This is a genomic window from Bradyrhizobium sp. AUGA SZCCT0283, assembly GCF_018130385.1.
GTDB lineage: Bacteria > Pseudomonadota > Alphaproteobacteria > Rhizobiales > Xanthobacteraceae > Bradyrhizobium.
Window position 1 is genome coordinate 92,136 of the sequence record NZ_JAFCLU010000025.1, and the last position, 10,517, is coordinate 102,652.

The window sequence follows — 10,517 nt, forward strand, 5'->3', positions numbered from 1 at the left end:
CGTCCGGTTTGCGTTAGGAAAACACGTCAAACCAAAAGGATAGGCCTCGGTTCTGATTCATCGGAACCGAGGTCGAGCTTGTTTGGCGCGGTGAAGGCGGATCGCTCGACTTTACCTGCCGTTGCAGAGCGGTTACCTCCGGAGCCGGAATCACCCCGAGGCGTCGCACATAAGATATGAATATGAATTCACCCATTGGGATCGAGATGGAGGATGCCGCCGACACGCGGCCGATCCTGATCGTACCCTATATGTGGATCGGCGATTTCGTGCGCGGCCACACGGTCGTGCGTGTCCTCAAGCAGCGTTGGCCGAACCGGCCCGTCGATTTGCTGGTGACCTCGCTATGTGCACCCCTGGTCGATTACATGCCGGGTGTCCGCGCCGGGATCGTCTGGGATCTGCCCCGCAGCCGGCTTGCGGTGGCAAAACAGTGGGGTCTCGCATCCGAACTGCGCGCCAAGGGTTATGGAACCGCCCTCGTCCTGCCCCGCACCTGGAAGGCCGCGATTGCCCCCGCGCTGGCCGGCATCCCCGAGCGGGTCGGCTTTTTCGGCGAGGCCCGATTCGGGCTGATCAACCGGATGCGCTGGGGCGAGAAGGCCCTGCCCCGCTTCATCGACAAGAATGCCGCACTGGCGCTGCCTGCCGGCGCGCCGCTGCCGCCGGAATGGCCGGTGCCGCAGCTCGTGGTGCCGCCGGATGAAATCGCGCGCTGGCGGCAGGCCAACGACCTCGGTACTGGCCCCGCGGTGGCGCTGGCACCCGGGTCCGTCGGCGCCTCCAAGCGCTGGACCTATTACCCCGGCGCCGCCCGGCTCCTGGTCGAGCGCGGGCTCGACGTCTGGGTGGTCGGCGGCCCCGGCGAGAAGGCGCTGGCGCAGGAGATCGTTGCCGCCGGCCGCGGCAAGGTCCGCGACCTCACCGGCACTGACCTGCGCAACGGCATCCTGGCGATGGCGGCGGCCGACGTCGCCATCTCGAACGATTCCGGCCTGATGCATATCGCGGCGGCGATCGGCACGCCGACCATGGGCATTTTCGGCCCCACCAGTCCCTATCTGTGGGCGCCGCTGAACGGCCTCGCGGCCACGGTTCTTCAGACCAAGGCCGTGCTGCCCTGCCAGCCCTGCCAACGCACCGTCTGCACCATGAACGACCACCGCTGCATGCGCGACATCGATCCCGCCTACGTGGTCGATGTCGCGCATCGCCTGCTGGTCACTCAGCCCAGAGCCTGATCGGTTCTGATTACATCAGAACCGGGCTCTGTTCTTTGTTTTGACGCGTTTTCCTTGCGCGAACCGGCATCCACTTCGCTCGAAAACGCTATAGCGTACGATAGACCGCGGCGATCGCATTCGCTTCCGCCTCAAGGCTGAACTTTTGCAGCACGCGCACGCGCGCCCGCTCACCCATCGCACTTGCCGATGCCGGATCGCGCATCAACGGCTCCAGCGCGGCGACCAGCGCCTCCACATCGCCCGGCGGCGTCAGCACGCCGGTTACGCCGTCCTCGACCACGAATTCGGCCGCGCCCGCGCGCGACGCCACCAGCGCCGCACCTGAGGACATCGCCTCGATCAGCGTCAGGCCAAAGCCTTCATTGCGCGAGGTGAAGGCGTAGATCGTCAGCCGCTGGTACCAGCGCTGCACCTCCTCGATATCAAGCTCGCCCGTGATGACGATGCGCGATTGCAGGCCGGCCGCTTCGATCTGCTGCTTCAAACCGTTGGCAAAGCCCTGCTGCTCCGGCACCACCGCGCCGACGATGATTGCGGTGAAATCGGGATAACGCGGCAGCAGCCGGCACATCGCCTCGACGAAGACGTCCGTGCCCTTTTGCGCGCGCACCCGGCCGAAACAGCCGATCGCGTAACGTCCCGGCAGTTTGGCTTCCGCAAACGCCGCCGCGCGATCGGCCGGCGGTGCATAGCGCTCGGTATCGACGCCATGCATCACCACCGTCGCCTCGCGCTTGAGAAACGACGCCGAAAGTTCGGAAGTGGCGATCACCGCATCCATCTGCCGGATCAGCCAGCGCGTCAGCCGCTTGTGATGCCGCTGCGCGGCCGAAGTGAAGACGAGCTTCAGCGGCCAGCCGAGCGCGCGCAGCAACAGCCCAGCGATCATCTCGTCATTGCGGCGCGCATGCCAGATCAGGGAGTTGCGGCGGCGCCAGAGCTTCAAAAGATCAGCAAAACCCATCCGTGCGATGCCGTCGGGCGCATGCGACCCGAGCCATGCCGCGCGGTACATTGTGGCAAGCTTCGGCGCCGCCATCCGGTTGGTCGCCGTGACGCCCGAATAGCGCCTGTGCAGATTCGGCACGATCAGTTGCAGATCACTGGCCAAATTGTTCTCGATCGGCACGTCCGGCTCCGTTTAGGCCAGTTCCTATACGCAACATTAAGCATAGTGGCCAGTTCGCTGCCGCCGAAACCCACTCTTCACCGCGCCCCCGTTAGCATCGCCGCCAATAGAGCGCGACCAGCATAAAGTGGAAACCGGTTTTGCGTCCGGGCGCGCTGCAAATTCAAGAGCGAGAGGTGGCCCATGACCGTGCTCGTCACCGGTGGCGCCGGCTATATCGGAAGTCACATGGTTCATGCGCTGGCGGACGCCGGCGAAAGCGTCGTCGTGATCGACAATCTGTCCACCGGATTCACCGCCTTCCTGCCTGAGGGCGTGCCGCTGTTCATCGGCGACGCCGGCGATGAAAACCTCGTCGCAGGCGTGATCGCCCAGCACAAGATCGAGAGCATCATCCATTTCGCCGGCTCCATCGTCGTGCCGGATTCGGTGCGCGATCCGCTCGGCTATTACCGCAACAACACCATGACGACCCGCAGCCTGCTGCATGCCGCGGTCAAGGGCGGCGTCAACCGCTTCATCTTTTCATCGACGGCTGCCGTCTACGGCAATCCGGACCAGGTGCCGGTGCCCGAACACGCGCCGACGCGGCCGGCGTCGCCCTACGGCTCCTCCAAGCTGATGACGGAAATCATGCTGCACGATGTGGCTTCCGCCCACGGCATGAACTATGTCGTGCTGCGCTACTTCAACGTCGCCGGCGCCGACCCGAAAGGCCGCTGCGGCCTCGCCACCGTCGGCGCAACGCATCTGCTCAAGATCGCGGTCGAAGCCGCCACCGGCCAGCGCGCCAAGATCGACGTGTACGGCACCGACTACCCGACGCCGGATGGAAGCTGCATCCGCGACTTCATCCATGTCAGCGATCTGGCGCAGGCCCATCGCGCCGCGCTGGCCTATTTGCGCGGGGCGAGAGGCTCGATCACACTGAACTGCGGTTACGGCCGCGGCTATTCGGTGCTCGAGACCATCGAGGCCGTCCGCCGAGTCTCGATGCGCAATTTCGCGGTTTCATATGCACCGCGCCGCCCCGGCGACATCATGACCATGGTCGCAGATACCAGCCGCATCCATGCGACGCTGGACTGGACGCCGCAATACGACAATCTGGAAACCATCGCCACCCACGCGCTGGCCTGGGAACAGAAGCTGTTCCGCGACCGCGGCGGCCTTCCGCAGCATGCGGAATCGGCCTGAAATCAAGCGCTTATTTGGCTTGAAAAAGCCCCGACAAGCAGGCAAGGACTAACCGCAGCAGCCCTGACGCGCCCGGCTACCAGGCGCCGTCAATGGAACGCGGATGACCGAACTTCCAAGCAAACCGACCAGAAAAATCACCGACGATCCGTACGGCGCGGCGGTCCTGATTCGCCGCCTCGTCATGGAACAGGGCTTCGTCTATTGGCGGCGCTATCTGACCGCGTTCGCGCTAATGGGCGTGTCCGCCGGCGCCACCGCGGGCTCCGCCTATATCCTGGGCCAGGTGATCAATCAGGCCTATATCGACAAGAACGTCACAGGCATCGCCATTCTCTCCGGCGTCACGGTGGTGCTGCTGTTCATCAAGGGTCTGGCGACCTACGGCCACACCGTGATCCTGTCGAAGATCAGCAACGCCATTCTCGCCAATAACCAGCGGCGGCTGTTTGCCAAGCTGATGAGCGAAAGCATCGCTTTCTATTCCGCGCGGCATTCCTCCGAATTTTTGGCGCGGCTGACATCGGGCGCAAAATCCATCACCGACGTCCTGACGCTGTTGATCAACGCCGTCGGACGCGACGTGCTACTGCTGGTCAGCCTGATATTCGTGATGGTGACGCAGGATCCGGTACTGTCGTTTATCGGCCTCGTCGTGGTGCCGCCGGCGATGCTGATCCTGCGCAAGCTGGTGAAGCGCATCAAGGGCCTCGCCCACAATCAGTTCACCGGCAGCGCCGACATCATGGAGACCATGCAGGAATCGCTGCAGGGCATCCGCACGGTGAAGGCGTTCACGCTGGAACAGACCATGCAGCGGCGGATCGACGAGAACATTGCGGTCGTCGAGCGCAACGCCAACAAGATGGCGCGGGTCTCCAATCGCTCCAACCCGCTGATGGAAATGCTCGGCGGCTTCGCGGTCGCCGGCTGCCTGCTCTATGGCGGCTACAGCGTGGTCGCGCTCGGCGCCACGCCCGGACAGTTTTTCTCCTTCATGACCGCGTTCCTGCTGGCGACCGAGCCGGCCAAACGTCTGGCGCGGCTCAACATCGACCTCAACAGCCAGTTGGTCGGCGCGCGCATGCTGCTCGAGATCGTCGACAGCCCGGCGAGCGAGCCTGCCGACAACGACAAGCCGGCGCTGAAACTCTCGAACGCGCGGGTCGAGTTCCGCGATGTCAATTTCTCCTACCGACCGGACGAACCGGTGCTGAAGGCCATGAGCTTCGTCGCCGAACCCGGCAAGACCACCGCTTTGGTCGGCCCCTCCGGCGGCGGCAAATCCACGGTGCTCGCACTCCTGCTGCGGCTTTACGAAGTGAACGACGGCGAAATCCTGATCGACGGCCAGAACATATCCGGCGTATCGCGGCATTCGCTGCGCACCCAAACCGGCTATGTCGGGCAGGACGTCTATCTGTTCCGCGACACGATCGGCGCCAACATCGCCTTCGGCAAGGAAGGCGCCACCCAGGACGAGATCGTGGCGGCGGCGAAAGCGGCCTGCGCGCACGATTTCATCATGGGCTTTCCGCTTGGCTATGACACGCCCGTCGGCGAACACGGCACGCAGCTTTCCGGTGGCCAGCGCCAACGCATCGCAGTCGCTCGGGCACTGATCAAGAACGCGCCGATCATCCTGCTCGATGAAGCGACCGCTGCGCTGGATTCGGAATCCGAAAAAGCGGTGCAGGAGGCGATCGACCATCTCTGCCAGAACCGCACCACCATCGTGATCGCCCACCGCCTGCACACCATCATGCATGCCGACGCCATTTTGGTGGTCGAGGGCGGCGAGATCGTCGAGCGCGGCCTGCATGACGATTTGCTGCGCCGCGGCGGTCGCTATGCCTCGTTCTTCCGCCTGCAGCAGCGCGATGCCGGTCACCCCAGTCTGGCGCCGGTCAGCGCAACCGCGTAAAAGCGACCCGCCGGATTTCCACCTGTAACCTGCCGAGACCTTTTCATGAACGCAGCCTCTTACGTCATTCCCGCAGCCCCGCAGCCCGCGCTTCCCGTCGTCGGCGAGACAGGTTCCTATCCGGTCCGCCGCATCTGGTGCGTCGGGCGCAACTATCTCGAGCACATCCGCGAGATGGGCAATGACGAGCGCGCGCCGCCGTTCTTCTTTGCCAAGCACGCCGACATGCTGGTGCCCGACGGCGCCACCATCCCCTATCCGCCGCTGACCAAGGATCTGCATCACGAGGTCGAGCTGATCGTGGCCATGAAGAGCGGCGGCCTCAACATCCCAGCCAACAAGGCGCTCGATCACGTCTACGGCTATGCCGTCGGCATCGACCTGACCCGCCGCGACCTGCAGCTTGCCTCGCGCAAGAAGGAGCGGCCGTGGGAAGTCGGAAAGTCCTTCGACCATTCCGCGCCCTGCTCCGCGATCCAGCCGGCTGCCAAGATCGGTCACCCCGCCAAGGGCAAGATCTGGCTGACGGTCAACGGCAAGGAAACCCAGAAGGGCGATCTCACCGAACTGATCTGGAGCGTGCCCGAGATCATCTGGCAGCTCTCGCAGCAGGTAAAACTCGCCGCCGGCGACATCATCATGACGGGAACGCCCGCCGGTGTCTCCCAGCTCAACCCCGGCGACAAGATCGAGTGCGGCGTCGACGGCGTCGGCACGCTGAAGGTTGCGATCGGCAAGCCGGAATAGGCGGCGCGAAAACGCGCACGAGACACAAAGCCCCGGATCTGATCCGGGGCTTTTTTCATTGGTGCGTAGAACCGGAGGGTGGATTAACGAAGCGTAATTCGCCGATCCAGCGTGACCTCGACGATGGCGGATTACGCTTCGCTAATCCGCCGCGCCTCTCGACCCCGGGGCAGGAAGTCCTGCGATGCTACCGTTTCTGACTGGCCTGCTGGGCGGCAAACAATGTGGCTGCCGTTGCCGAAGCAGCCTGTGTCCGGGTGTCCTGGATGTATTCGACATGTCCGCCATACAGCTTGAGGAGCTGCTCAATGCGCTTGTTCGCCAGCGCGAGTCCTTCTCCATCCATCGTCAGATCATTGGGTAGCCCATATCCGTTGCCAGCTTCCACGAAACCACTCTTGTAGACGGTGTCGATGGTCTTGCCGTCCTTCTGTATCGTCGCGTAGCGGTACGATGGATCGAAGACGGCGGAACTAGAGAACGCATCCGCGTTCTCTATCGGCTGCAGGGATCCCCCTGTCTCTGTTGACACCAGCAACTTGGATGGATCGAGAATGTTCAGGTGGTTTGCGGCAGGGGTTACGTTCATGAGCTCCTCCAAATGGTGTGGTCCGAAGATGCTTCTCTCGGTGCAATCGCCCTCCATGTAGACCTTTAGTTGTTGCAATGGTTTGCTTGGATGTTTTGTATTTCAGTGCGGTAGTTCGTGCCGAACTATGGAAAAGAATGCCGATCAGCGATTTGCAGGAGGGCGATTAGCGAAGCGTAATCCGCCGATCCAGCGCGACCTCCATGGTGGCGGATTACGTTTCATGGCTGTGCAGCCTCGGCACCGCAAAATCCATGAAGGCACGCACCTTCGGCACACGTGAGCCGGCCTTGCGGCACGATCACATGCACCGGCAGCGCGGCGGGCTTATGGCCCGCGAGCACGATTTCCAGTTCGCCGTTCCGCACTCGTAATTTCTGCTACCTTCGGGCGATTCGAGGCGGCATTGCAGGCGGTGATGCGATGGGTTGGCTGTTCCTGATCGGAATTTCGATGCTGGTTGTGACGCCCATCTACCGATTCGTGATGCGGCAATTCTCAGGCATTCAGAAAGTATACGTTTTTGTCGGCGTTGCGGTTCTAGCCTCCGCTCTTTGTTTTATGTTGCTGAAGGAAGACCCGCGCGGAGTCGGTGGCCCTGGCTACCTGGTCATTTTCCTGTTCGGCCCGTTTGCCCTCGGCTGGATGAGCTGGGGGTTCATTAGTCTGATTGCGTGGGCTGCCGGGAGACTGATTCAAGCTAAGCAATAAGAGTGCCCGTTCCGGGTCAGGAGCAGATCCGACGGAGCGCCAATCTGTTGTTCGCAAGTCCCTCAACAGCTTCTTGTCGATCCGGTCGTGGTGTTGCTTCGTACCATCCTCAAGCTCGTGCACCGCAACAAGATCACCGTATTCGATCACCGGACATCACCGCCCTCCGGTTGCAAGATCCGCAAAACTGACACAGACTCCGAATATTGCCGGAAACTAACGGCGAAACGTCAGATCGGAGGACACGTCGATGATCAAGGTAAGCGTAATGTATCCCAATACGCCTGGGGCGCGCTTCGACCACGATTACTATCGCGACAAGCATATGCCGCTTGTAAAGGCGCGCATGGGCGATGCGTGCAAGTCCTACACGGTCGACAAGGGCATGGCCGGCGGGGCACCCGGCGCACCCGCAACCTATGTCGGGATGTGCCACATCTTCTGCGACTCGGTCGAAGCCTTCCAGGCCAGCTTTGGGCCTCATGCCAAGGAGATCATGGCCGACATCGCGAACTATACCGACCAGTCCCCGGTCATCCAGATCAGCGAAGTCGTCGTCGGCTGACAACCCAGCCGCCGTGGCCCGGATGAGGTGTAGCCCGGATCCGCGAGGCGACGTCCGGGAAACCGGTTTGCGCGTCGTCCCGCATGTCGCTGCGCTCATGCGGGCTACGATTGCTCGCCTGGAGGCTTCTTTTTTGGGCATACGGCCATGCCGGGCGAACGCAATCTGAAGACGCTGCTAAAAAATATGAAGCCCGAGATGCACGAAGGGGTTTTCGTTTTTTGCAGCATTTCGGAGGACAAGGAAATCCTAGCCGCACTCAGGCCGCTGCACATCTTCCGTGAACGCGAAGGAACGGCTTTCATCGTGCGGCGGGAGGAAGCCGAAACTGCGGGACTCCCCTATCAATTTGCGTCGCGACTGATCACGCTGACTGTTCATTCCTCGCTTGAAGCGGTCGGCCTTTTGGCGGCAGTCACCGGTCGATTAGCGGAAGCGGGCATAAGCGTGAATCCCGTGTCGGCCTTCTATCACGATCATTTGTTTGTGCCGGAGCACAGAGCCAACGAAGCTCTGCATCATCTGCTAACCATGTCGAAGCAAGCGTAGCTGGCGTAGGACTCTGATTTGCGTGTCGTCCCGCATATCGCTGCGCTCATGCGGGCTATGCTGATCGTGGCCGTCCAAGATGGCGGATTACGCATTCGCTAATCCGCCCTACTCATCATCTCAGTGCGGACATGACGATGAGGCCGACGATCCCGATCATCACGCTGTATTTCAGCGCGTAGTAGACCTTGCGGTTCCACTCCTTGACCTTGCGGCTGGCGAGGTGAACTTCGTAGAGCTTGCCGAACACCTTGTTGAGCACACCGACATGCTCGCCTTCGATGTTCTGGGTCGCGGAGGCCTTGACGATGTGATGGCTGACCCAGCGGTTGATCGCGGTCATAAAGCCGAACTTCATGGGGCGTTCGACATCGCAGAACAGGATGATGCGGTTGACGTCGGTCGCATTCTCCGCGCTGTGAATAAAAGTCTCGTCGAACATGAAGGCCGCGCCGTCGCGCCAGACGCATTGCTGGCCGTCGACCAGGATGCGGCATTTGTCCGAATTGGGGGTGACGAGGCCCAAGTGATAGCGTAGCGAGCCGGCAAAGGGATCGCGGTGCGCGCCGAGCTTGCCGCCGGGCGGCAGCATCGCGAACATCGCGCCGTGCACGGTCGGAATCGAATTCAGGAGTTCGACCGTCTTCGGGCACAGCGTGCGCGCGGAGGGAAGAAAGTCGTCGTACCATTTCAGGTAAAACCGCTTCCAGCCGCTCTTGAAGAACGAATAAAAGCCCCAGTCGTTGTTCGTGGCGGCGGCGCGGATAAAGCCCTCGTCGAACAGCCGCACCGCCTCCTCGCGGATCGTCTCCCAGTTCTCGCTGAGCTTTGCCAGTTCTGGAAAGCGCTCGACCGGTATCACCGGCTGGTTCGGAATCGCCGAGCCCGCATACATCAGCACGTTGTAGGGCGCGAGGTAGGTCGAGTGATCGCCGAGCTGGCGCGCGATCCGAAGCCGCTCGCGGCCACGAAAGTGCACGTAGAGCGTCGATGCGACGAGGATGTAGAGAACGACGAGCTGTGGCGCGAAAAGCTGCTGTAGCATTTTCCGGTTCCTGTACCCGTGATGCGCGGAAAGATCCGCGGCCCAGGAAATTCGGGGTTGGTTCTGGTTCGGTTTGGTTACATTTCGGCCTTATTTCATCACGCTCGCGCTGCGGTAGCAAGGGTCCGAAAGCGGGTTCAGGTGTTGCAGGAAGTCATCAGCGCGAAGGACGTAGCCGCTGTCTTGCGCCCGACAAGCACTCCAACCGTCATTGCGGGCGAAGCGACTTGCCCGCCTTCGCTCGTTGAGCTTCGGTGGACAAGTCGCTTTGCCGACCCTCGGACTGCGAGCTGATTTGCTTTGCTCACAAGCGCAACTTCATGCATCGGCCCGCGACAAATTGGCACGACGGGCAAATCACCAAAAGTCTGTCCAGCCCCTTTTGCAAAAATATTCCGCTTAACTTCGAGAGCAAATCATCGGCATAACTCCGCGCGTCTCACGGCAGATGAGGGGCGTTGGCCATCGTCACGAACGTGCGGTGAGATGCGATGGACGCGAGAGCTGCGACTGACGTGTGTGGCTCGAGCGTACGGCGAAGTCGTGTGGTCCTGACGCCGCGGTGCTGGCGTCAAGTTCTTGAGAAGCAAGCTTCTTGAGGACGACGGTGGCAAGAAAGCCGTTCACCGGGGAGAGCACGAAGTAAGCCGTAAAGCCATTGCGCAGGGAAGGCCGGAGTGTTTCCGCTGGACCTGTATGCTCGTGTGCGCGTTCCTTGTGCGCAATTGCACACGAGACCGCGGGTGCAGCGTGCACCCGGTCTTCCCTGCGCCCTCTGATAACGAGGGCGGGAAGTTCTCCAGCAAACCTCGGGCGC

10 protein-coding genes and 1 pseudogene are annotated in these 10,517 nt (G+C 61.9%); 7 read left to right on the forward strand and 4 right to left on the reverse strand.

Annotation, left to right across the window (positions count from 1 at the left end):
- Window positions 1-176 precede the first annotated feature (176 nt).
- On the forward strand, window positions 177-1,241 hold the full coding sequence (waaF, locus tag JQ624_RS28335) for a lipopolysaccharide heptosyltransferase II (protein ID WP_212422195.1): 1,065 nt from the start codon (window positions 177-179) through the stop codon (window positions 1,239-1,241).
- Window positions 1,242-1,329: 88 nt separating this feature from the next.
- Here waaF and JQ624_RS28340 read toward each other — a convergent pair whose 3' ends face one another.
- Window positions 1,330-2,373 (reverse strand): glycosyltransferase family 4 protein, encoded by a 1,044-nt coding sequence (locus tag JQ624_RS28340; RefSeq protein WP_212422196.1) that lies wholly within the window; start codon window positions 2,371-2,373, stop codon window positions 1,330-1,332.
- Between the two features lie 183 nt (window positions 2,374-2,556).
- Between JQ624_RS28340 and galE the strand changes: the two genes are divergently transcribed.
- The 3 genes from galE to JQ624_RS28355 all read left to right on the forward strand — a co-directional run bounded on the left by galE (window position 2,557) and on the right by JQ624_RS28355 (window position 6,241).
- The gene (gene galE, locus JQ624_RS28345; protein WP_212422197.1) at window positions 2,557-3,570 is read left to right on the forward strand and encodes a UDP-glucose 4-epimerase GalE; all 1,014 of its coding nucleotides are present in this window, start codon (window positions 2,557-2,559) and stop codon (window positions 3,568-3,570) included.
- Between the two features lie 103 nt (window positions 3,571-3,673).
- The gene (locus JQ624_RS28350) at window positions 3,674-5,494 is read left to right on the forward strand and encodes an ABC transporter ATP-binding protein (protein WP_212422198.1); all 1,821 of its coding nucleotides are present in this window, start codon (window positions 3,674-3,676) and stop codon (window positions 5,492-5,494) included.
- A 45-nt stretch (window positions 5,495-5,539) separates the two neighbouring features.
- Window positions 5,540-6,241, forward strand: coding sequence for a fumarylacetoacetate hydrolase family protein (locus tag JQ624_RS28355; RefSeq protein WP_212422199.1), 702 nt, complete (start codon window positions 5,540-5,542; stop codon window positions 6,239-6,241).
- 187 nt (window positions 6,242-6,428) lie between these two features.
- Here the strand turns inward: JQ624_RS28355 and JQ624_RS28360 are convergent, their stop codons facing one another.
- A complete protein-coding gene (locus JQ624_RS28360; RefSeq protein ID WP_212422200.1) occupies window positions 6,429-6,830 on the reverse strand; it encodes a hypothetical protein in 402 nt (133 codons plus the stop codon).
- Window positions 6,831-7,044: 214 nt separating this feature from the next.
- A pseudogene (locus tag JQ624_RS38795) lies at window positions 7,045-7,201 on the reverse strand (LysR family transcriptional regulator); the annotation flags it as partial.
- Between the two features lie 52 nt (window positions 7,202-7,253).
- Between JQ624_RS38795 and JQ624_RS28370 the strand changes: the two are divergent.
- From JQ624_RS28370 to JQ624_RS28380, 3 genes are all read left to right on the forward strand, one after another.
- Window positions 7,254-7,541: a hypothetical protein gene (locus tag JQ624_RS28370; RefSeq protein ID WP_212422202.1), complete on the forward strand. Its 288-nt coding sequence runs from the start codon at window positions 7,254-7,256 to the stop codon at window positions 7,539-7,541.
- Window positions 7,542-7,791: 250 nt separating this feature from the next.
- Window positions 7,792-8,106 carry an EthD family reductase gene (locus JQ624_RS28375; RefSeq protein ID WP_212422203.1) on the forward strand — a complete coding sequence of 105 codons (315 nt, stop codon included), beginning with the start codon at window positions 7,792-7,794 and terminating at the stop codon, window positions 8,104-8,106.
- A gap of 147 nt (window positions 8,107-8,253) precedes the next feature.
- Window positions 8,254-8,655 carry an ACT domain-containing protein gene (locus tag JQ624_RS28380; protein WP_212422204.1) on the forward strand — a complete coding sequence of 134 codons (402 nt, stop codon included), beginning with the start codon at window positions 8,254-8,256 and terminating at the stop codon, window positions 8,653-8,655.
- 115 nt (window positions 8,656-8,770) lie between these two features.
- Here the strand turns inward: JQ624_RS28380 and JQ624_RS28385 are convergent, their stop codons facing one another.
- On the reverse strand, window positions 8,771-9,700 hold the full coding sequence (locus JQ624_RS28385) for an aspartyl/asparaginyl beta-hydroxylase domain-containing protein (protein WP_212422205.1): 930 nt from the start codon (window positions 9,698-9,700) through the stop codon (window positions 8,771-8,773).
- Between the last annotated feature and the right edge of the window lie 817 nt (window positions 9,701-10,517).